Origin of the sequence: Bacillus sp. FJAT-27251 (assembly GCF_001273925.1) — a bacterium.
In the GTDB taxonomy this organism is placed as follows: Bacteria; Bacillota; Bacilli; order Bacillales; family Cytobacillaceae; genus Mesobacillus_B.
This window is the reverse complement of the sequence record NZ_LIGG01000001.1, coordinates 1,518,963-1,539,188: the sequence shown is the minus strand read 5'-3', so window position 1 is coordinate 1,539,188 and position 20,226 is coordinate 1,518,963. Positions and strand designations below refer to the sequence as shown.

Below are 20,226 nucleotides of genomic sequence, written 5' to 3'. Positions count from 1 at the left end.
ATGGGATGCCTTCAAATTGCTGGCATCCCATCATTCTTCATCCTCTTCCCGCTCCTGGCATAAACACACACCACCAGCAAGTTGTTTTAACTTTGGACAGCTTACGGATTTTCATTTCGCCACCTCCTTGCCTTCTGCTTTATTTTGAAGAGGAACTGCATCAACCCAATCATAGGCTTGATGATAATTCACCCATTCAGGAAAGATCTTTTGAAACTCCTTTACCAGTTCTGGATCAAATTGGCTTCCCTTTCCTTCAACAATTCGGTTATAAGCTTCTTCAACAGACATGGCACTGCGATAGGACCGTGACGAAGTCATTGCGTCAAACGCATCCGCAATGGTAACAACCCTAGCCAACAAAGGAATATTTTTCCCCTTCAGTTTTTCAGGGTAACCCGTCCCATCCCAGCGTTCATGATGGTACTTAATAACCTCGATGCTCATATTTATTCCATCCACTTTGCGTATTGCTTCGGTGCCCACATCAGGATGGGTTTTTATCACTTCAAATTCTTCGGCAGTTAATCTGCCTGGCTTCATTAGGATAGCGTCCGGTATACTGACCTTTCCAATATCATGCAATAAACAGGCGTAATAAAAAGATGTCAATTCGTCTTTAGAGAACTTGTTTAAAGACGTGGCCAGGGTTTTTGCATAATAGGCGACTCTTTCACTATGCCCTCTTGTGTACGGATCTTTCAACTCAATCGTAGCAATGACACCTTTTACGATACCCTCCAACTGGTTGTTGTATGAAGTTTGGATAGCTCCTACATAAACCTGGAATCTTTTCAATATAAACAAAGAGATAAAAGCAAGAATTATCACAAGCGCTATGGCAAATATTACTTCTGTTACGCCAAATAATAAGCCAGTAATCAGATATTTTAATAAAAGGCCCCCGCTTACAAACAAAAAGAAATTTGTGTTTACAAAAATCGGCGCAAATAGCAGCAGCATAACTTCTGCTGCATTTCCACTTCTATAGGATTCCGTACTGTAGAAAAAGATGGCTGACTCACAAATAAGGGAAATCACAAAATAACTAGACACAAAGAAATACTTTACTAGAAATATTTTGCCTCTTTTTAAAAGTAGATATGTTATGGGCAGCAGTCCCCAGATTAATGCATACATTACAAAATTCAATAGCCCGGGGCTCTCAGATTCTCCATATAATAAAAAGTCCCTATAAATAACCTGATAAAATATCTCATAAAAGAAATAGATGAAATAGAACAAAGCGAGAAACCATTTTAGAGTGCGATTCTCTGTATTGATAAAGGCTTGTTGATTTATTTTATCATGCATATTATTACCCCGCGTGTTTTCAATTCAAATTCTGACGATGCAAAACCCTACTTTTTACCTAAACGAATTCGTCATCAATCGACACTCTGATAACATTATAAACCAAAAGTTCTATCACAAGAATACAACAATTGAATATAATTGTAGATAATTTATTAATTATTTTTGTCCAGGCAGTATAATTTGTACGGTTGCACCTTTATCGGGATTATTTCTAATGTCGAACCTGCCCCCATGCTCCTCAATAATTTTCTTTGTTACCATTAAACCAAGTCCGGTTCCGTTGGGTTTTGTGGTAAAAAACGGCTCGCCAAGTTTAGCAATTATATCCGAAGGAATGCCTTCACCCTCGTCCCTAACACTAATGACAAATTCATTGTGGCTGTACTTGGCATCAATCGCCACATTGCCACCCTCTGGCATTGATTCAACCGCATTTTTTACGAGATTGATAAAAACTTGTTTGATTTGGTTTTCATCACAGTAAAGTTTAGGCACCTGGCCTTTAATCCTCATATGAATATCGACCGACTGCCTGACCGCCTGCGGTTCAATGATAGAGGTAACATAAGTTAAGATTTTCTCGATGCTAGCTGGCCGCTTTGAGGAGGAGTTCGGCTTCCCGATGATCAAGAGGTCGGACACGATCAAATTGATCCTATCGATCTCATTCAGCATAATAGGATAAAAGCTTTCTGTTGACCCGTCTCTTTCCTGCTGAAGCTGTGTGAATCCTTTTAAAGCTGATAAAGGGTTTTTAATCTCATGGGCAATCGAAGCTGCCATTTGTCCCACAACAGCCAGTTTTTCTTTCTGCTGGGAATCTTCATACAGCCTGACCATTCCATTAACATAGGAGATAATCCTCGTAAGCAAAATAAAGCCGAAACTGCCGAAGAAAACTATCAATACAATTGGAACAATGACTGCTGTAGTCTGAAACAAGAAGCCATAAGCAACATATTTAAGCGACATAACAATGGAAACAATCCAAAAGAAACGCTTATTTACAAAAATCGGTGCAAAAAGCAAGAAAAGGATTTCTACAATATTCCCGCTTGAAAAATCATTATCCGTCCCCCAATAAATTAGGATATTATCAACAAAATCTATAAGAAGAAACACAAAAAAATACATGTATTTAATACGGAATGGATTTCCCTTTTTTGCCATGTAAAGCGCTGCCGGCAGCAGCATCAATAATAGGAAATGAGCAATATAGCCAAGTCCTCTGTCCGGGAAGCCTACAGGCGTCATTTTGACAAAGTGAGGAAAGGCATAGCGGTATATGAAATCAAATCCGATATAAGCAGTATAAAACAACGTTAAAAATAACTTGATTGCCTTAATTTCTTCTATTCGTAATGTTTGTTCCCTGGTCCCCGTCATATTCCAGGTTCTCCTTTGAATTTGTGTAAAAATAAGCATACCCTCATTATAGCATCAGTTTAAAATTTATTATCTGAGCATAGCTATCTATTCACGCAATCCAGACTAGGCCCATTAACCTATCTATTTTAATACATATCATTCCATATGGGTACCCGTTTCAATGTAATCCAGCATTTTACAAACTACAACCGTTATTTTTGCAAAATACAATCTCTTTCAGCCTAAACACGGCAAAGAGACAGGATGGTTCCTGTCCCCCTTCGGTGCCTGACCCCCGGCGCTTTAAAGGAGGAAAGCGAAGCCTTTTAAGCGGGGAGGAAGGCATTATTCACTTGAAATCATATTGCTGCAAAATGCCTTCAAGTTTAAGAGCCTCACCGATACTTCCGTCAATCTTCAGTTTGCCCATCATGAAGGCAGTGGTTCCCTTTAAGTTGCCCAGCATCATTTCTTTAAAGTTTTTATCAGACAGCTTTAGTGTGCATGCCGCTTCTTTAGGAGACCCTTCCACGACTTCAGCACGGCCGCCAGCGAGAAGGAGCTGATAGGTCCCCGCATCACTGCCGCTAATGTCATATTGGTAAACCACATTGACTCCCTCATACGGAACAGGGTTTTCGTTAAGCGCCTTTTGTATTTCCTGCCACACTTCCGGAATGGCCTTCTCCCTGATGCTGTTTGTCATTGGACTAACCTCCTAAAGATAAGAGTTATTTTTAGAAAATTTTAAACTTTTTTACAAATATTTTCAATAGTTTAGCACTATTTTAACATTAAAGAAGTTACTAGCTGCCGGTACTCGCAAACGACTTTAAGCCCCTGTTCCAAAAAGAATAGGCGATTACACAGCAAACCAAAGCCACCACAGGCGTCCATAAAGCCAATTCCCTGAAACCGGACTTATCAATAAAATAAGCCGCTGGATAAAAAGCGGTAAAGCCATAAGGAATGATCCAGGTTAAAAACGTACGAATGCCTTTGTGGTAAATGGTCAGCGGGTAACGTGCAAAATCGCTAAGATTAAACACGGCCCAAACGACAGGCAGGCTGTCAATCATCCAGAAGGAAAAAGTCGCAAAGAATAGGTTAACAGCTACAAAAATCAGGCCGGATGAAATAATCATCACAACAAGCAAAGCGATTTCCACTGCTCCCCAGGCCAGGTCCAGCTGCGGTATCGCAGTGCCCAGGATAATCAGCCCGATGATAAGCTGGCCAAATCCATCCTGGTGAAGCCGGTCAGCTACGATATGAAATAATGGGTTGATCGGCCGAATCAGAAGGCGGTCGAGCTGGCCTGGCCTGATATACTGCCAGCCCAGCGTCCATAGGTTATCAAAGAAGATATGGTGGATTGACCGTCCTGTGGCCGCAATTCCATAGATGAACAGAATCTCATAGAAAGACCAGCCATTGATTTGCTCAATATGATCAAACACAACTTTAATAAAGAAAATCGAAGCAAACTGCTCCAGAATCACCGAAAGTACTCCGATTATAAAATCAATCCGGTATTCCATCATCACTTTCATGTGATTCTTGGCAAACTCCCAGTACAATTTCGCATAGCGGCGCATGTTTTCCCCTCCTATCCGCCAAAGATGGTAATCTGTTTAACAGCCTGCGCCCAGATCACCCTGACCAAAACGTAGAATGAAATCAGCCAGAACAACTGAAGGCCCACCGCCAAATAAGCTTCGGTGCCTGAGATCATTCCCGAATAGATTGATACCGGCAAATACACCATCGCCTGAAACGGCAAGAACTCCGTGATAACGCGGAGCCAATCGGGAAATAGCGAAATCGGCACGAGAGCCCCCGAAAAAAACGTAACCAGCGACTCCTTCAGCACGCGCACTCCCCAAATGTTCACCGTCCAAAAAGCCAGCACCCCTACAAGAAAATCAAAGAACGTTTCAATCCAAAGGCCGAGGCCGGCACTAATGATAAATAGCAGCCACGCTTCAAGGCTTCCCGGAAACGTTATATCCATAAAAAAGAAGGCGATCAGCATCATCGGGATGGTTCCCCTGATTAAATGCATTAGCTTTGAGCCAAGGTCGACGGCAAACATCTTATAAATCAGGTCATAAGGCCGCATCAGCTCAATCGCAACATTCCCGTTCTTGATATTTTCAGCCAGGTCCTGCCCGACGCCGCCGACAAAGCCCTGCAGCAGCATCGCAACAACAATGTAGGTGATCATCGTCCCCAAGTCGATATCCTGGATGGCTGACCGGTTTGAATATACAGCCTGCCAGAAATAATAAATAATCAGCAGCCGGAGAATGGACGAAACCGTCCCTGCCCAATACCAGGCAGAATAGGCCGTGTCCTCCTGCATCCTCACTTTAGCTATTTGCCAATACTTGTTCATACGTTCCTCCCTGCTCCCTGCGGTTGTAAAGCTCTTCCACAATGCTTTCGATTTTCGGGTCGGCAATCGTGAGGTCCTGAATGTCATATCTGTTCATCATTTCCGAAATGACAAATGAGCTTTTCACCCGTTCATGGTCAAAAGACAGGCTCACCTTCGCTTCCCCTTCTGATGCTGGCAGCACCTCGGCCATTCCAAACAGCGGTGCAGGCAGGATGAAAGGAGAGCCAAGCTCCGGCAGGTCAAAATGAATGACCCGCTTCTGCCCGAACTGCACCTTAATTTCCTCCAGCCCGCCGTCATAAAGAATCCTGCCTTCATCAATGATGATGATCCGGTCGCAAATCTCTTCGATATCCTGCATATCATGTGTCGTCAGCAGCACCGTTGTACCCCAAATCTTGTTCATTTCCTTGATGAACTTGCGGATCCTCACCTTCACCGCGATATCCAGTCCAATTGTCGGCTCGTCGAGATACACGACTTTCGGCCTGTGCAGGAAGGCAGCCGCCAGTTCGCAGCGCATCTTCTGTCCAAGTGAAAGCTGGCGGACCGGTATGCCAAGGAGCGGCTCAAGATTCAGCACTTCCGTAAACATCGCCACCGTCTCTGCAAATTCCTGCTCGGGAATCTCATAAATATGCTTTAGCAGATTAAAAGACTCGCGCACCGGAATGTCCCAGAACAGCTGGGTCCGCTGCCCGAATACAGCTCCAATGCTGCGGGCATTTTCCTGGCGGTTTTCATAAGGAACGAGCCCATTCACGGTCACCTTTCCGGCGCTCGGTGTCAAAATCCCTGTCAGCATCTTGATGGTCGTCGATTTTCCCGCTCCATTGGCGCCGATATAGCCAACGGTCTCTCCCTGATTTATTGTAAAATCCACTCCTTTCACCGCCATTTTGGTCTCATATTGGCGGTGAAACAGCGATTTGACAGCGCCCTTCAGCCCAGGGTCACGCTTTACCAATTTATATTCCTTTTGTAGATTTTCAACGGTAATCATAAATTTCATCTCCATTCATAGGAACGTACATTCTGTTTTTGCGCACAAAAAAGCCACAGACAAGCATGTCTGTGGCTAGGCATATGCAGGCATACGTATGCTTAACGGCACAAAAACAGGCAGGTCATTTTTAACTCATATGAAATTTCAGCGGTCTTTCCTTTATAATCAATCATTTTTCCTGCCTCCTTTTCTCATTTACTCTCAAATTATAACTCCACAGGAAAGTTTTGTATATTTTTATTTTTAATAAATGTTCATAAAGTTGTCGACAAAGTTCGGAGGGATCGTGTGAAGGATGGCGAATAGGTGCTACGCAGCCGCTTCCCTTCCTATAAGAAAAGCAGCCACCAGCAATGAAGGGCAAATACGAGGGTGTAACAGATGGAAGCGAAAATGGTTACGCCCTTCACAAGCATAGTTGCGGGCACTTTGTTAAAAGCAATAAATACATACAGCAAAAGTGACAACGAAAGCTTGATTAGGAGAAAAAGGACAGGGTCCGCCTGATAGGCCCTGTCCATGAACGGATTGCTTTCCGTAATCAAACCGTTCTTCAGCCCGTAATGGGTCACAACCGCATCAAACAGATTCAGCAGGGAGAGGTAGTGGAATAATTTTTTCATATCATTCTCCTTCAGTGATACACGTTATAACGAACAAAGAGATATTACTTTATCAGCCCGTCTGCTCCATATGATAGGCTCGCCCTGTTCTGGCCACTTTATTCCATTCGTCTTTGTTCTGGAAGTACTGGATTGTGCCGAAGAGGGTGTAAAAAAGCGTAAGAAGCCTAAAGAAGACGATATCCAGGACAAGCACTAACAGTATATGCAGAAGGTCCTTGACAGAGAAGCTGTTATGATAAAAATACGAAATCAGGATGGCGATGATATTGTAGAGCAGGCTTACGGCGATGTAAACACATAGGTATATAAGGAAGGCACTAAGGTCGCCATAGTAGATCCAGTGGAAGATGAATCCAAATACAGTTAGAAACGAACAAATGACTCCAACAAACAAGGCATCAAGCATGAAAAAGAAGGACAGCGGATTTTTAAAAATAGCCGGAATGAAATCTTTAAAATAAAGAATCACGCAGTCGATAAACCCCTTCTGCCAGCGAATTCGCTGTTTGAATAAATCCCTCCACGTTTCCGGAACTTCGGTATAGCAGATGGCCTCCGGAATAAAGGCGACCTTTAAATCCTTCCTGCCATTTTTGAAATTCTGGACCTTTAGGGTAATATCAATATCCTCACCGACCGTTTTACGATAACCGCCCACCTCCAGGAGTACGTCCCGTTTAAAAACGCCGAACGCTCCAGAAATTATGGAGAGGGCATTGGACTTCGCCAATGACGCTTTATAGATAAAGAAACCTTTCAAATACTCTAAAATTTGGAATTTAACAATGGTCTTTACCACCATGGTCGGTTTTAAAACATTATTTTTGAATTTCCTGCCTTGCAAAATATGGACATTGCCGCCAGCCGCGATTAATTGCTGATCAGTAAAGGCCCTGTTGATAATCGACAATGCCTGTTCATCGAGGATGCTGTCGGCGTCCAAGGTGACGACCAGTTCACTGGAAGCATAGGCAATCCCAGCATTTAGCGCATCTGCCTTGCCTCCATTGACCTTGTCAATGACTATGATCTTCGAATTTTTCCTGGAACGGTAAACCCCGCGGACTGGGGCAAATTCCAGGCCTTCATGCGGCTTTATTTTCTGGATTTCCAAATCAAGCAGTTCTGCCATTGTTTCAAACGTCTGGTCAGTGGATCCGTCATTGATTAGAATGTACTCGTAATTTCGGTAATTCACACGATTTATTCCCAGGATCGTTGTGTCTATGATCGTCTGCTCATTGTAGCAAGGCACGAGGATGCTGAAACACTTCTCCTTCAGCATCACCTGCTTCTCCATGTAATAAGGCTTCTTCCTCAAGACAAGCAGTGCGTTCACCATATGATAGAGCGGGAAAATCAGGCAGATTGCAAAAATGACGAGAGTGAAAATGGTGAAGAAGGTGTTCATTGGGGGCACCTGCTTTCTGGTTTCTGTAAAATAAATGAAACACTTGCGTTTTATATAACGAACATATTGCTAAAAAAATATACCTAGATATCTTCATTTAACTTTTCAATCAGCTCGGTAATTTGCTGCAGCTTTTTGGGGGTAATTTGCTCCTTTGATAGTTCAATTTCAAGCTTGAGTGTCGTCTTAATAGGCTGTTTGGCTGGAGGAGGAACGAGTTCCGCCACCCCTTCATTCTTCACCAGGTACTCCACACCCACCTGGAAAAAGTTTGCAAGCTTTTCCAAAATATCTAGGCTAGGGTTTTTATGCAGGTCCCTTTCAATAATGCTCAAATAGGATTTGGATATGCCCGTAAGCTCGCTTAGGCGGCTTAAGCTCAATCCCCTCCCGGTTCGAAGGTCCTTTATTTTATTGCCATTCATTCCATACTTCTCTTCCATTTCAACGATATCCATCAGCAGCACTCCAATTCATGATATCTGCCATTATCCGCCCAACCCTTTGGTTACAAGCGTGATCACGAGCGGTCCAAGGATGACAATAAACAGGGATGGAAAGATGAAAAACACCATTGGAAACAACATTTTAACCGGCGCTTTCATCGCCTGTTCACGTGCCGCTTCCCTACGCTGTTCCCTGACCCTCCTGGTTACATTTCCAAGCACCTTGGCCATTCCGATTCCCAATTGGTCCGCTTGTATTAAAGAGTTGATGACACTTTGAAAGGAATCGGAGGGCACCCGCTTTCTTAATTCATAAAACGCCTCTCTGCGGGACATTCCCAGTTTCATGTCCTCAAGGGCCTGCTTGAATTCATCGGCAAGAGGCCCCGTTAATTTCCGGGATACCTCTGCAAGGGCCAAGTCCAGCCCCATGCCCGCTTCAAGCAGCAGGTTGACGGTATCGAAGAAATCCGGCATATCCTTATTAATCTGCTTAACCCTGGCTGTCGCCTTTTTCCCCAGAAAGAAAACAGGAAGCCGGAAACCAAGAAGTGCAACGGTGAATGCCAGCATCCACCCGCTTGCCGCCTTTTCCGCATTCGGTACCATTAAGAAGGCAAAGAATGCTCCGGCACCTGCACCAAGCACCATTTGGAATAGCCGGAATTCAGCGGCCGACTTGAAGGGATGTCCTGCGTCCCTCAAGAGGGAATCCAGCTTTTTCTTTTCAGTACGCGATACCTTTTTATTTAAATGCAAAATTCCTTTTTCCCAGTAAAATTTTAATAATCCCGAGAGCATTCCAGTTTTGTTTTTGGTAGCCGCCGCTGCCACTTCCGGCCTGGAAATGTCACCAAAATACATGGTTACCCGTTTGTCGAATGCCAGGCTCCGGCGAAAGAGGGTAAGCATGACGGCTGCGATTGTAACGGTAAAGAATCCCGCTGACAGCAGGAGAAGAAGCAAATTCACCATTTCCTACACCTCGATTTTGATAATTTTTTGGATAAAAAGCCAACCGATGATGATGGAGACACCGGCCATTGACAGCATGACCAGACCAAGCGGATGATCAAGCATCGGACCGAAGTAATCCTTATTGGCCGTTGCCAGATACAAACCCAACCCTACCGGCAGCAGGGTGATGACCCAGGAAGACATCCTCCCTTGTGCTGTCAGGGTGTTCAGTTCCTCCAAGATTCGAATCCGGCCGCGGACGGTTTCTTCCATTGTTTCCATCAGTGCTGCCAGATTGCCGCCGCTTTTCCGCTGTGCGAGGATTGCTCGGACAACCACTTCCAGCTCCTTATTCGGAAGGCGCTCGACCAGCTCCTGAAACACTTCATCAAGCGGGATACCCAGGCCAGCCTGACGGACGACCCGTTCAAACTCAGGACCAAGCGGATCCGGCATTTCCTTGCCAACCAGCTGCATCGCCTGCATAAAACTGAAGCCGGCACGCATGGAATTGGCCATCATTCCCAGGATTTCCACCAGCTGATAGGAAATCAGCTTTAAGCGCTTCGTCCGCTTCCGCTTCATGTAGACATCCGGAACAATAAAACCGGCCAGAAATGCGGCCAAATACATGTACCATGGCAAAGCCATTACATAGACAAACAGTCCCAAAGCAGCCACGGTGAAAAGTTTAAGGACGAAGAACTCTTCAGGCTTTAAATGGCTTCCCGCTTCAAGCAGAAGCTTCTCCGTTTTTTTACTGAACTCCACGTTTTGCAAAACCTTTGAAAAAGACGAAACCATATTTTTAAGTGGATTGGATTTTTGCCCGTCCGGCTTGCTGGACTCTTCCTGGTGATCGGCGGGCAAGAAGGTTTCCACTCGTTTTGCGATGTTCCTTTTTTTGCTTGCACTTTTAAGAAACAGGAAACATACAAGACTAGTAATTATGAAAATAGCAGTGAGCAAACGAATTTCTTCCATCTCTACCACTCTCTCGCAAACCAGGATGCAGGCACTTCGTATCCGTTCATCTCCAGCTGCTCGGTGAAGTTTGGACGAATGCCTGTCGAAACAAATTGCCCTTGAATTCTGCCATCAGTGCCAAAGCCTGTTTCCCTGAATAAATACAAGTCCTGGAGAACGATCGTGTCGCCTTCCATTCCGAGCACTTCGGTGATGTGGGTGATTTTTCTAGTGCCATCCTTCAATCTAGCCTGCTGGACAATCAGATCAATGGCACCGGCAATTTGTTCACGTATCGCTCTCACTGGCAAATCAAACCCCGCCATCATAACCATTGTCTCCAGGCGTGAAATAATATCCCTCGGCGAGTTGGCATGGCCCGTGCTCAAGCTGCCATCGTGGCCCGTATTCATCGCCTGCAGCATATCAAGCGCTTCAGCACCCCGGACCTCTCCAACGACAATCCGGTCAGGGCGCATCCTGAGTGAGTTCCGCACAAGATCCCGGATGGAGATATGCCCTTTCCCCTCAATGTTTGGCGGCCTGGACTCCAGTGAAACGATATGGTCCTGATTCAGCTTCAGCTCTGCCGCATCCTCGATTGTCACGATGCGGTCCTCGTTGGGGATAAAGGAAGACAGCACATTAAGAGTGGAGGTTTTCCCCGAACCAGTACCTCCAGAGATAAAAATATTCAGTTTGGATTTTACACAGATGTCCAGGAACTGCGCCATATCGCTGCTGAGAGTTCCAAACCGGATTAAATCATTGATGGTAAACGGCTTGTCCGAAAATTTACGAATTGTCAGGCTCGGCCCTTTTAATGCGAGCGGCGGGATGATCGCATTCACACGGGAACCGTCAGGCAGACGGGCATCAACCATTGGCGAACTTTCATCCACGCGCCGGCCAATGGGCGACACGATTTTTTCGATGACTCGAAGCACATGCTGGTCATCCTGAAAAACCGCATCACTGCGGAGCAGCTTCCCATTTTTTTCATAATAAATTTCACCCGGGCTGTTCACCATGACTTCACTGACCAGCGAGTTCTCGAGCAAAGGGGTTATTGGTCCATAGGCCAATAATTCATATTTGACAGATTCGATGATTTCCTGCTTTTCTTCGAAGCTAAGACGGCTTTCTTTTTCCTCAAAGTATGCCTGGCTTAGCTCGTCAATCTTCCTGGTTTCTTCCTCTGTGCTTTGACCAGGGTATTTTTTCAGCTCATCCAGCAGGTACGTGTGAAGGGTAGATTCAATTTCCCAATAGCCTTTCGACTTCTGTACGACCTGCTTTTGCGGAGAAGCCTCAACGCCTGCAGCAGCTTCTTCTTTATACCGATTAAAAAGTGACAAGCCCCTTCCCTCCCTAAGCTTTTAATAAGATTCTTCGTTTTATTTTCTTCCTTTTCTCTGTCACAAGCTTAGGTACTTCCTGCTCATAAAGCTTCTCGGACAGCTGAAGGACACCTTTGCTTAATTGACTTCTGGCATCCGCCAGGACAAAAGGCCAGCCTGTTGAGATCGCGGAGGCAGCTATTTTTTCCTGTTTTGGCAATGTGGCATGGATTTTGAGATCAAAGATTTCCTCTACCTTCTTTAACTCGAGGCCTTGTTTCTTGGAATGCATATTTAAAATTAGTTTTACTTTGTCTTTCAGATTAATGGTTTCCAAAGTTTCAAGATAAAGCTTAGTGGTTCTCAGCACAGAGATATCGTTTGTAAATAGCAGCAAAATATCATCTGCGGAGTCCAGACAGCTGATGTGGATTTCGGATAAATAGCCTGGAAGATCAATGAAGACAATGTCAAATTGTTTCTTGGCTTCCTCGATGGCTGCCTTGATATGTTCCTCTGTAATTCCTTCAAAGAATTCGGGGCGTGGCGGAGCAGCTAGGAAGGAGACGCCGCTATCGTGTTTCATCATATATTGGTCGATGGAATAGGTGGATCGGCCATAGGCTTCCTTCACCCATTCATAGATGGTTCGTTTCGGTTTTTCATTAAAATACATCGCAATATCGCCAAACTGGATATGGGCATCAATAACAGCCACCCGTTTGCCTTTTTTTGCAGAAGCAATCGCCAGGTTAACGGCAAGCGAGGTTTTCCCCACTCCGCCCTTTGGCCCGGAAACGGCGATCACCCTGCTTTTTCCCTTTATGAACGCTGGCTGCCCGCTGCTCTTTTCGGCCCGGTGTTCCATGTACTTTTTTGCCTGTTGGAATGACTCTTTTAACTCCTCATAGGAGTAGGAAGTCCGCAGAATATCGGAAGCTCCCATATGCATGGCCTTTTTCAGGTTTTCCATATTGTCAGGAACGATTAAAACAATATAAACATGCGGGTAAAGAACGGAAATTTCCTGGCAAAGATCATACACGTTATAGATGGAGTTTGCCCTAAGAAACAGCACAGCCTGGTGGTCTTCCATCAAGTGGCGGTGAATGGCTCCAATGTCGTTCGTTTTGACTAGCGAAAACTCCTTTTTAGCCAAATAAGCTTCAATTTCTCCCGGCGGTGTATTGGTATCGGAAAAGTAGTACCAGCTTATGCTCATTTCTTATCTTCCTCCTTGTCTTCTTTAATCACTTCTCTGGTTTCCTTGTAGCCTTGCTTGCCGGTCTGGGTATCCAGCTCATTCCGGAGCATTAAGTAAAATCCGTCTTTATCCCTTGAGGCAAGCCCCAGCATGACGCCTTGTTCCGGGGTTACTTCGAGAGTGACGGTTTGGTAGTGAAGCGCCTCTTGTTTCGTATCGGCGGATTTTCCTGATGTGAGAACCTTTACATTTTCAAGAATCAGGACTGCAGATTTGTATTCTTTTTTCTTTTTTTCATCTTTAGTCGTTTCATAGGCAATGACGTCGACCTTTGACTCAGGTTCGACATAACCCGAGACGCCAGGTGCAAGATCCACATTAATCGAGATCGCCCTTAACCCTTTTGCTATCTCGACCATTGGGTTGGCGATTTCTCTTTTAAAAGGATCCTCCTCCACAACCTCGGCTTCCTCCTCCGCTTGATCGTTCTTTACCTCTTCCGTGTTTGTTGCCGTAGATGCCGACTCATTCGGCAGAACGGTAAAATAGGCAAACACCGCAACTGTCATCCCCAGGATTAATGACCATATCCAAATCTTCTTTAAGTTCATTTTGATCCCCCATCTTTTGATGTACGATTTTCCTTATTCATCCAATTTCATCCCGTAAACACCGTAGGCTCCAATGGTGCCAGGCTTGGCAATCTCTCCGGCTGCTACCATATTCATAAAATGGCCGATAAATTGGTTCGTTCCCTTATCGTATTTCTCCACCCAGTAGGCGGCGAATCCAATAATTTCGACGCTGTTATTTACACCTTCCCATGTATCAATCACCGCCACATAAATGACCCGGCTGCAGTTTTTGTCCGCTGTTGATGCGGATTGGCAATGGGGTTTTCCAGCGTCCTGGCTGATAATCTCCGTAACAGCAGCTTCAACCGGACCTTTCATCTCGCCCTTTTCCGTATCGACTGTTGTTTTTGCCGTATAAGATCCTCCATTTATAAATGCTGCTTTAAGCTCATTTGCTCCTGTACCGTCTACTCTTATAAAACCGCAATTGCCTGTAACATGTTTACTGCTGCCACAGTTTAAGATGGTACCGTTCGGAATCGTGTCCTTGGCAACCGCAATGGGTGAAATTCCGGAAGTCGAGACTAGAGGGCCAACAATTACTTTTGCGGATGCGGGTACATCCGCTTCTGTAAGGCCAAAAACCCTTGCAAAAGTAAGAGGAACTTTTGCTTCTTTCTTTACCTTTATGTAGGATTTATGCACAGCCTCAATGCTGTCGGGAGTGTAGCCGTTCTTTTCAGCAATCTCCCTGGCTGCCGCCTTTGCATCATTGACACTGGTGCTGGCATCCCCCAATAATTTCTGAGCTCCGGCAAGAGCGGCCGCGTCCACAGCTTTCTGGACTTTGCTTTTTTCCAAATACATTTGTCCCACATCTATTACCAAAGCGGTGAAGCCAAGAAGAACTGTCATGGAGATAGCCACAATGACAAGTGCCGCACCGTTTTCATCTTTCAAATTCATGGATTGTAACAATTTCTTAAACATTTCATTCCACCCTCATCACAGTGGTATCAGTAAGATTAAAGCTTCCGCCAATTAATTGGCCGATTATAGGAGTTAGAAAATCGATGGGATAGGTGATGGTCACCTTCACATCTGTTCCGGAAGGATAGGATTTTGCAGGGTCTGAAGGAGGAGTAATCGTTACAGAGGCTCCGGACTTGTTCAAGTTGATGCCTGCAGCTGTTTTGACGGCAACTTGACTTGCTTCGGAGTATGTTTTCCCCACACTCGCAGCCCTGGCAGCTTCCCTGCCGGCATGATCAATCGTTAGGTATGCATGAAAAATGCGTCCAAAATCAATAATTCCAAACAACAACATCATCAACAGAGGCAGGACCAGTGCAAATTCGACCAGCGACTGTCCTTTTTCTGATTTCATTAAAAACCACCCCAGATTAGAGTGCAGAATGTGCCAAGGACGATGGCTACGCCGTAGGGGAAGGAGATACGGGGACGCTCTACCTTTCCTAGGTGAAGCAATGACCCAATACTGCTTTTATAGAAAAAGATATGGAAAAATAAAGACCTCACGGAATTTGAAAAACCTTTTTGCTTAAAAAGCAATAGTATTGCAATTACCCCTCCAATTAGTGCGGTATAGAGGAAAGAGTAGAAAACAAATGTCGTCCCCATCAACGCCCCAATTGCAGCCATGAGTTTTATATCACCAGCACCCATCCCCCCTAGAAGATATGGAATTAGAAGAAGACTAAGCCCTACTAGAAACCCTTGGCCGCTAAAAAGAAAGCCGGACAAACCTAGAGTTATTGAGTAATAAGTAATGCCGATCAGTGTCGAGGGAATGGTAACAATGTTTAATATTTTCCTTTTTTTAACGTCCGTTATTAACGAGACCAGCAATACAGTAATAAGTATTGAAAGAATTAACATATATTTTTACCTCATTTGTTAGAATTACAGCCCTACTTAATTAAGTAGGGCTGTGTTTCACTTAACTTTTTTAGCCAAGCTTAGTGACAATTTCACCAAATTTCCCATTCAGCTTTGTTCCAATTGTAGCTATAGCACCAACAACAACAACTGCAACCAATGCGATTATCAAACCGTATTCTGTCATCGCTTGTCCTTCTTCTTCCACAACCAAATTTTTCATTTTTTCTAACATGGTTCTTCCTCCTAAAATATAAAAGTATTTTTTAGTCTTGTTCATTTTAATGAACTTTTGTTGAACGATTCTGATTGATCAATCTGAATCTCTTTCGTTCAATTGTTCTATTTAATGAACAACCCTTGAGTAAATAATAGTTCATATAACCTGTAAAGTAAATACATTTTCCTATATTTTGTTCTAAATAAAAAACGACAAGATTCTACTTTGTTCAGTATTGAGAATAAATAAAACTTAGAGTATATTCAATATACAGAACAAAAAGACGAAGGGAGATACGAGGATGGAAGAATTAAAGCGAACATTGCCATATCGCATAAGTAAGGCAGATTCATTCGGAAAGAGATTAAGAGGTTTGATGTTCAGGAAGGATCCTTTAGTGGAGGAAGGACTTTGGATTACACCTTGCAATTCGATTCATATGTGCTTTATGAACTTTGCGATTGATGCGGTTTTTATCAGTAAGGAAGGGAGAGTCGTTGAATTGATCGAGGAACTTAGGCCCTGGAGGTTTGTAAAACCAGTTCCAAGGGCCCATTCTGTTGTGGAGCTGCCCTCAGGAGCAATTAGGGAATTGAATTTATTAAAAGGTGAGTATGTTAACTTATAAACTTCAAACAGGCTGTCCAAAGTCGGTGGGATTTTGAACAGCCCAATATATTTCTTATTGAAAACACTATGACCCTTCTGTGAATCCTTCAATAAGCTCTGTAATTTGCTTAAGTTTTTGAAGGTTATTCCGATTATGTGGCAATTCAATTTCCAGTTTAATTATTATCTTAATAGGTTCCTCTATTGAATGTATCTTTTCGCTTCTATCTCCCTTAACCAAATACTCAACATCTACTTGAAAGAAGGTGGCGAGCTTATCCAGGACTTCCAAGCTTGGATTTTTATGCAGTTCACGTTCAATAATGCTTAAGTATGACTTGGATATGCCAGTCAGCTCACTTAAACGGCATAAGGAAAGCCCTCTCTTTTTTCGAAGGTCTCTCAGTTTGGTGCCATTCATTTTATACATATCATGAACTTCTAAACTTTCCATTTTAAAGCACCTCAATTCATAAGCGGCTCTCAAAATCATCCCCTGATTCTTCCCATAATGGCTCTAAGAGTTATATATTCTTGACAACTTGAATGTCCGTACCAATGGAGGTGACTACAAAAGAGTCTTCCCCCTTGTGCAGCACCTTTCTTCTCAACGCTGCAGTTATTGGTTTTTCAACAAAGATATAAACAAAACAGCAAGATACCGTGGTTAGCAAACTGACTAACAATATCATTAAATGACCATTTAGCGTATAGTCCGGGCTTACTATCCCTAGCAAAATTATGAATATACTTAAAAATGGACCGTGTGCTATATATATGGAATAAGATGCGTCACCCAAGAATGATAACAATTTAGGAACTTTTCTAGGCTGTTTATCCTTTTCCGCCATTCCTAGCATAATGAGCATTGAGAATAGGCAAAAAAAGAAAGGAGCATGTATTTCGTATAGCAAAAATATGTTATTTAGCCATATAGACAAGAAACCTAGGATTCCGGACACAATCCAAACCGTAGAGTATCTTACCTTATGATTAAGGATCCAGTAAGCCACCAAGGAACCCATTAGGACTTCTATACTGCTAAAGCTGAATATAAAAGAATCCAGGATTGAAAGCAGACGAACTTCAGTAAGAACAGTCAATATTACCCACACCACTATAATCGGTTTCATTCGTTTTGGTTTATAAATCCAGGCTCCAAATATCATATAAAATAACAGAATATGTTTGAGAGACCATGTTGACCCTATTACAGGGTCGCTCTCTACGAATAGAAAGGATTTAACGATTACTTTCCAGGAATAGTGCGGTTCAAAATCCTTTATTAAGAATGCTGCTATTATCATCAAAAATGTAAAGATCCAATATAACGGAAAGATTCGAACCACACGTTTAATTAAAAACTCCTTAGCTTTTCCGGGTATACCAATTTGTTTGTGGTATAAGTAATAAATCATAAAACCGGTAACAATGAAGAAGAAGTCAACACCGCCAGTTCTTTCCCAGACACCCATGTTCAACCAGTCATAGCCATACGCCTGATAAAACTGCGTATTAGCATGGCCTAATAACACAAATAGAATAGCAACAGCTCTTGAAACCTGGACATACGAAAGTTTTGCTCTGGTATCATTCATGCATGATCTCTCCTATTTGTGCATATTAAGCCAGGAACATCATCGTCCTTTTAAAATATTACATAGTCCTTGAATGCTTTTTTAACGCATTAACTGAGTAATTTGTAAAACACCATAATGCATATGGAATATTTATCTTTTGAACTTTTCGATACGTATTCCAAGTTTTCTTTGCTGATTTTATTTTATTGCTAGACAACGAGTCTTCGCATTTTCGATATATAGCCAGTTCTTCATTCAAGCCATAAGCAATAAACCCAGAAGATAGGATATATAGCCAAAGTCCATAGTCCTCCGAACAGTCCCGATACAAAGGCATTCTTACTTCCCCTACCATTTTCTTATCAAGTACAACCGTTAAAGTTCCAATCATTGTATTTTTAAGCAGAGCATTATAATCCATTCTTTTGGGAACGCGGAAAACAGTGTTTGACACCTCCCCATCCTCATTCATTATTCTATAGTCTGTGAATGAGAAGCCTGCTTGATTTTCCTGCATAAATTCCAATTGCCTTTCTAACTTTTGCGGGAGCCAAATGTCGTCACTATCGAGAAAAGCGAGATACCTTCCTTGAGAACACTCTATAGCTGTATTTCGTGCTTCCGCCGGTCCACTATTATGGTTCAATCTAATTAATTTCACCCTTGGATCAAGGCTGATTTCCCGCTCGATTATTTCAACTGTATGATCTGTGGATGCATCGTCTACAATTATCATTTCCCAGTTTTGATAGATTTGTTTTTTTACTGAAAGGATGGTTTCTTTAATATACTTGGAAGAATTATAAGTAGGAGTAATAATTGAAACCAGCTTATTGTTTTTATTAGCACTCAAGCATCTCTCCCCCTTTTATAAAATATAACGACCTGAGACCGGTTACCTTCCAACTGCTTTTCCGTTCTTCTCCAAATTGACTAGCGGAGACATTTTTTGCTCGGCTACCCCTTTGGCCTGTTTATGTTGGACAACTACTCTCATGGTCTGCATTAAAATTTTTATATCTAATAAAAGGGAGTAATTTCGAATATATAACAAGTCATAGCGAAGTTTGTCTTCAACTGTTGTTCCATAGTTCCCCATTACCTGCGCCAAGCCTGTAATTCCTGGCTTTACAGCTAATCTATAGGTATAATCAGGAAATTCCTGCTTGAACTGTCTAATAAAGTAATCTCTTTCAGGACGCGGTCCAACTAAACTCATATCACCTTTCAAAACATTGAATAACTGCGGAAGTTCATCAAGTCGTACGGCCCTCATAAACCTGCCGAGCGGAGTTATTCTCGGGTCTTTTTCGGTAGCCAAAACCGGTCCTGTGACTTTTTCTGCATTTTGGATCATGCTCCGAAACTTATAAATCCAGAACCTCTGCCCGTTTAAGCCCACTCTTTCCTGTCTATAAATTACTGGCCCCCTCGAAGTCATGGGTATCATGATGGATAATAACAGCAAAAGAGGGCTGACACAGACCAGTAAGATGGAAGTCACTGCAAGGTCAAAAATTCGCTTTACTGCCATTGAAGTCTTGCTGACTATGGGAGAGGATATTGAGAAAACCAGCATATCATCTACTTGTTGCGTTGCCGCTCCTTGCACAGACAAATCTAAAAGCTCGGGAACCACCAGTACTTCTTTTCCTTTCCTTAAACATGCATTTACGATTTCATCTTTAGCATCATGTTTAATTCCAGAGCCGAGCACAAACACGTCATATGTCTCAATAGCTTTTAAAACCTCTCTTTTGTTATCTTCCGATAAGATACCGACAACCTTATATCCCCTATCATTGTCGTTAAGAAATTTTTCTGCCAAGGTATAACTAGCCTGTAAGTGGTCTCCAATTATAATTACTTTTCTTGCTCCAACCGACTTCTTGCCAGCTAGCCATATTCCTGTCCGGAGTAGAACTACCATCACAGTCTCAATGATTAACAATGGGATGAGAGATAAATGGTCATTAAAAGGAACAGGCGCTATGCTCATAATCAGAAGGACCAATACGTAAGCAACAACCATTGATAAAACAACGGAATAAATCAAATTATTGATATCCCGGCGGATCGACTCTGTGTATAAATCAAAGAGCGAAAACATTAGAAATACCAAAAAGAGAAATATCGGAAATAGAATGTTGCCCGCTGTTTCAACTGAAAAGAAGGATGCAAACTTATAATAGACAACACCCCCTGTCACTAGTGTTAAAAGGTCCAGCAGCAAAAAGTGCATCTTAAAACCATTGCGGCTCATATTCAACTTCGATTCCTCCCAAAGAAAAGATTCCACAA

General features: G+C 43.0%; 23 protein-coding genes. 1 reads left to right on the top strand and 22 read right to left on the bottom strand.

Translation table 11 applies throughout. From position 1 onward, the window contains the following. Positions 1-111 precede the first annotated feature (111 nt). The 18 genes from ADU22_RS07235 to ADU22_RS23930 form a co-directional block, all read right to left on the bottom strand. The gene (locus ADU22_RS07235; RefSeq protein WP_053361556.1) at positions 112-1,314 is read right to left on the bottom strand and encodes an HD-GYP domain-containing protein; all 1,203 of its coding nucleotides are present in this window, start codon (positions 1,312-1,314) and stop codon (positions 112-114) included. Between the two features lie 159 nt (positions 1,315-1,473). Then, the gene (locus ADU22_RS07230; protein ID WP_053361555.1) at positions 1,474-2,703 is read right to left on the bottom strand and encodes an ATP-binding protein; all 1,230 of its coding nucleotides are present in this window, start codon (positions 2,701-2,703) and stop codon (positions 1,474-1,476) included. 331 nt (positions 2,704-3,034) lie between these two features. Then, complete coding sequence (locus ADU22_RS07225; protein WP_053361554.1) at positions 3,035-3,391, bottom strand: SCP2 sterol-binding domain-containing protein; 357 nt, start codon at positions 3,389-3,391, stop codon at positions 3,035-3,037. 100 nt (positions 3,392-3,491) lie between these two features. After that, positions 3,492-4,283 (bottom strand): ABC transporter permease, encoded by a 792-nt coding sequence (locus tag ADU22_RS07220; protein WP_053361553.1) that lies wholly within the window; start codon positions 4,281-4,283, stop codon positions 3,492-3,494. A gap of 11 nt (positions 4,284-4,294) precedes the next feature. Next, on the bottom strand, positions 4,295-5,083 hold the full coding sequence (locus ADU22_RS07215; RefSeq protein WP_053361552.1) for an ABC transporter permease: 789 nt from the start codon (positions 5,081-5,083) through the stop codon (positions 4,295-4,297). Further along, positions 5,058-6,098: an ABC transporter ATP-binding protein gene (locus tag ADU22_RS07210; protein WP_286132393.1), complete on the bottom strand. Its 1,041-nt coding sequence runs from the start codon at positions 6,096-6,098 to the stop codon at positions 5,058-5,060. The genes ADU22_RS07215 and ADU22_RS07210 overlap by 26 nt, the downstream gene beginning before the upstream one ends. A 323-nt stretch (positions 6,099-6,421) precedes the next feature. Beyond that, positions 6,422-6,715: a DUF5658 family protein gene (locus tag ADU22_RS07205; protein ID WP_053361550.1), complete on the bottom strand. Its 294-nt coding sequence runs from the start codon at positions 6,713-6,715 to the stop codon at positions 6,422-6,424. A 52-nt stretch (positions 6,716-6,767) separates the two neighbouring features. Continuing rightward, entirely contained in the window at positions 6,768-8,129 is a 1,362-nt protein-coding gene (locus ADU22_RS07200) for a glycosyltransferase family 2 protein (RefSeq protein WP_053361549.1), read from the bottom strand. Between the two features lie 83 nt (positions 8,130-8,212). Next, the gene (locus ADU22_RS07195) at positions 8,213-8,587 is read right to left on the bottom strand and encodes a helix-turn-helix domain-containing protein (RefSeq protein WP_053361548.1); all 375 of its coding nucleotides are present in this window, start codon (positions 8,585-8,587) and stop codon (positions 8,213-8,215) included. Between the two features lie 30 nt (positions 8,588-8,617). Continuing rightward, entirely contained in the window at positions 8,618-9,550 is a 933-nt protein-coding gene (locus tag ADU22_RS07190) for a type II secretion system F family protein (protein WP_053361547.1), read from the bottom strand. A 3-nt stretch (positions 9,551-9,553) separates the two neighbouring features. Continuing rightward, the gene (locus ADU22_RS07185) at positions 9,554-10,516 is read right to left on the bottom strand and encodes a type II secretion system F family protein (RefSeq protein ID WP_053361546.1); all 963 of its coding nucleotides are present in this window, start codon (positions 10,514-10,516) and stop codon (positions 9,554-9,556) included. A gap of 2 nt (positions 10,517-10,518) precedes the next feature. Further along, positions 10,519-11,856 carry a TadA family conjugal transfer-associated ATPase gene (locus ADU22_RS07180; RefSeq protein ID WP_053361545.1) on the bottom strand — a complete coding sequence of 446 codons (1,338 nt, stop codon included), beginning with the start codon at positions 11,854-11,856 and terminating at the stop codon, positions 10,519-10,521. Between the two features lie 13 nt (positions 11,857-11,869). Then, the gene (locus tag ADU22_RS07175) at positions 11,870-13,060 is read right to left on the bottom strand and encodes a CpaE/TadZ family protein (RefSeq protein ID WP_053361544.1); all 1,191 of its coding nucleotides are present in this window, start codon (positions 13,058-13,060) and stop codon (positions 11,870-11,872) included. Next, on the bottom strand, positions 13,057-13,653 hold the full coding sequence (cpaB, locus tag ADU22_RS07170) for a Flp pilus assembly protein CpaB (protein ID WP_053361543.1): 597 nt from the start codon (positions 13,651-13,653) through the stop codon (positions 13,057-13,059). Before cpaB ends, ADU22_RS07175 begins: the two co-directional genes overlap by 4 nt. Before the next feature lie 33 nt (positions 13,654-13,686). Further along, positions 13,687-14,607 (bottom strand): pilus assembly protein TadG-related protein, encoded by a 921-nt coding sequence (locus ADU22_RS07165; protein WP_053361542.1) that lies wholly within the window; start codon positions 14,605-14,607, stop codon positions 13,687-13,689. Between the two features lies 1 nt (position 14,608). Continuing rightward, positions 14,609-15,004: a TadE/TadG family type IV pilus assembly protein gene (locus ADU22_RS07160; RefSeq protein WP_053361541.1), complete on the bottom strand. Its 396-nt coding sequence runs from the start codon at positions 15,002-15,004 to the stop codon at positions 14,609-14,611. Next, the gene (locus ADU22_RS07155; RefSeq protein WP_053361540.1) at positions 15,004-15,516 is read right to left on the bottom strand and encodes an A24 family peptidase; all 513 of its coding nucleotides are present in this window, start codon (positions 15,514-15,516) and stop codon (positions 15,004-15,006) included. Before ADU22_RS07155 ends, ADU22_RS07160 begins: the two co-directional genes overlap by 1 nt. A 70-nt stretch (positions 15,517-15,586) precedes the next feature. Beyond that, complete coding sequence (locus ADU22_RS23930; RefSeq protein WP_069187959.1) at positions 15,587-15,751, bottom strand: Flp family type IVb pilin; 165 nt, start codon at positions 15,749-15,751, stop codon at positions 15,587-15,589. 286 nt (positions 15,752-16,037) lie between these two features. On the opposite strand from ADU22_RS23930, the gene ADU22_RS07150 reads away from it, so the two are divergent. Next, positions 16,038-16,364: a DUF192 domain-containing protein gene (locus tag ADU22_RS07150; RefSeq protein WP_053361539.1), complete on the top strand. Its 327-nt coding sequence runs from the start codon at positions 16,038-16,040 to the stop codon at positions 16,362-16,364. Between the two features lie 66 nt (positions 16,365-16,430). Here ADU22_RS07150 and ADU22_RS07145 read toward each other — a convergent pair whose 3' ends face one another. The 4 genes from ADU22_RS07145 to ADU22_RS07130 all read right to left on the bottom strand — a co-directional run bounded on the left by ADU22_RS07145 (position 16,431) and on the right by ADU22_RS07130 (position 20,188). After that, entirely contained in the window at positions 16,431-16,799 is a 369-nt protein-coding gene (locus ADU22_RS07145; protein ID WP_197280027.1) for a helix-turn-helix domain-containing protein, read from the bottom strand. A 70-nt stretch (positions 16,800-16,869) separates the two neighbouring features. Next, on the bottom strand, positions 16,870-17,943 hold the full coding sequence (locus ADU22_RS07140) for an acyltransferase family protein (RefSeq protein WP_053361537.1): 1,074 nt from the start codon (positions 17,941-17,943) through the stop codon (positions 16,870-16,872). 58 nt (positions 17,944-18,001) lie between these two features. Continuing rightward, a complete protein-coding gene (locus tag ADU22_RS07135) occupies positions 18,002-18,778 on the bottom strand; it encodes a glycosyltransferase family 2 protein (RefSeq protein WP_053361536.1) in 777 nt (258 codons plus the stop codon). 42 nt (positions 18,779-18,820) lie between these two features. Further along, positions 18,821-20,188 (bottom strand): sugar transferase, encoded by a 1,368-nt coding sequence (locus ADU22_RS07130; protein ID WP_231687945.1) that lies wholly within the window; start codon positions 20,186-20,188, stop codon positions 18,821-18,823. Positions 20,189-20,226 lie beyond the last annotated feature (38 nt).

Excerpts from the sequence above, each read along its gene's own strand:
- ADU22_RS07235 (WP_053361556.1), bottom strand. The coding sequence starts at position 1,314 with ATGCATGATAAAATAAATCAACAAGCCTTTATCAATACAGAGAATCGC.
- ADU22_RS07230 (WP_053361555.1), bottom strand. The coding sequence starts at position 2,703 with ATGACGGGGACCAGGGAACAAACATTACGAATAGAAGAAATTAAGGCA.
- ADU22_RS07225 (WP_053361554.1), bottom strand. The coding sequence starts at position 3,391 with ATGACAAACAGCATCAGGGAGAAGGCCATTCCGGAAGTGTGGCAGGAA.
- ADU22_RS07220 (WP_053361553.1), bottom strand. The coding sequence starts at position 4,283 with ATGCGCCGCTATGCGAAATTGTACTGGGAGTTTGCCAAGAATCACATG.
- ADU22_RS07215 (WP_053361552.1), bottom strand. The coding sequence starts at position 5,083 with ATGAACAAGTATTGGCAAATAGCTAAAGTGAGGATGCAGGAGGACACG.
- ADU22_RS07210 (WP_286132393.1), bottom strand. The coding sequence starts at position 6,098 with ATGAAATTTATGATTACCGTTGAAAATCTACAAAAGGAATATAAATTG.
- ADU22_RS07205 (WP_053361550.1), bottom strand. The coding sequence starts at position 6,715 with ATGAAAAAATTATTCCACTACCTCTCCCTGCTGAATCTGTTTGATGCG.
- ADU22_RS07200 (WP_053361549.1), bottom strand. The coding sequence starts at position 8,129 with ATGAACACCTTCTTCACCATTTTCACTCTCGTCATTTTTGCAATCTGC.
- ADU22_RS07195 (WP_053361548.1), bottom strand. The coding sequence starts at position 8,587 with ATGGATATCGTTGAAATGGAAGAGAAGTATGGAATGAATGGCAATAAA.
- ADU22_RS07190 (WP_053361547.1), bottom strand. The coding sequence starts at position 9,550 with ATGGTGAATTTGCTTCTTCTCCTGCTGTCAGCGGGATTCTTTACCGTT.
- ADU22_RS07185 (WP_053361546.1), bottom strand. The coding sequence starts at position 10,516 with ATGGAAGAAATTCGTTTGCTCACTGCTATTTTCATAATTACTAGTCTT.
- ADU22_RS07175 (WP_053361544.1), bottom strand. The coding sequence starts at position 13,060 with ATGAGCATAAGCTGGTACTACTTTTCCGATACCAATACACCGCCGGGA.
- cpaB (WP_053361543.1), bottom strand. The coding sequence starts at position 13,653 with ATGAACTTAAAGAAGATTTGGATATGGTCATTAATCCTGGGGATGACA.
- ADU22_RS07165 (WP_053361542.1), bottom strand. The coding sequence starts at position 14,607 with ATGTTTAAGAAATTGTTACAATCCATGAATTTGAAAGATGAAAACGGT.
- ADU22_RS07160 (WP_053361541.1), bottom strand. The coding sequence starts at position 15,004 with ATGAAATCAGAAAAAGGACAGTCGCTGGTCGAATTTGCACTGGTCCTG.
- ADU22_RS07155 (WP_053361540.1), bottom strand. The coding sequence starts at position 15,516 with ATGTTAATTCTTTCAATACTTATTACTGTATTGCTGGTCTCGTTAATA.
- ADU22_RS23930 (WP_069187959.1), bottom strand. The coding sequence starts at position 15,751 with ATGTTAGAAAAAATGAAAAATTTGGTTGTGGAAGAAGAAGGACAAGCG.
- ADU22_RS07150 (WP_053361539.1), top strand. The coding sequence starts at position 16,038 with ATGGAAGAATTAAAGCGAACATTGCCATATCGCATAAGTAAGGCAGAT.
- ADU22_RS07145 (WP_197280027.1), bottom strand. The coding sequence starts at position 16,799 with ATGGAAAGTTTAGAAGTTCATGATATGTATAAAATGAATGGCACCAAA.
- ADU22_RS07140 (WP_053361537.1), bottom strand. The coding sequence starts at position 17,943 with ATGAATGATACCAGAGCAAAACTTTCGTATGTCCAGGTTTCAAGAGCT.
- ADU22_RS07130 (WP_231687945.1), bottom strand. The coding sequence starts at position 20,188 with ATGAGCCGCAATGGTTTTAAGATGCACTTTTTGCTGCTGGACCTTTTA.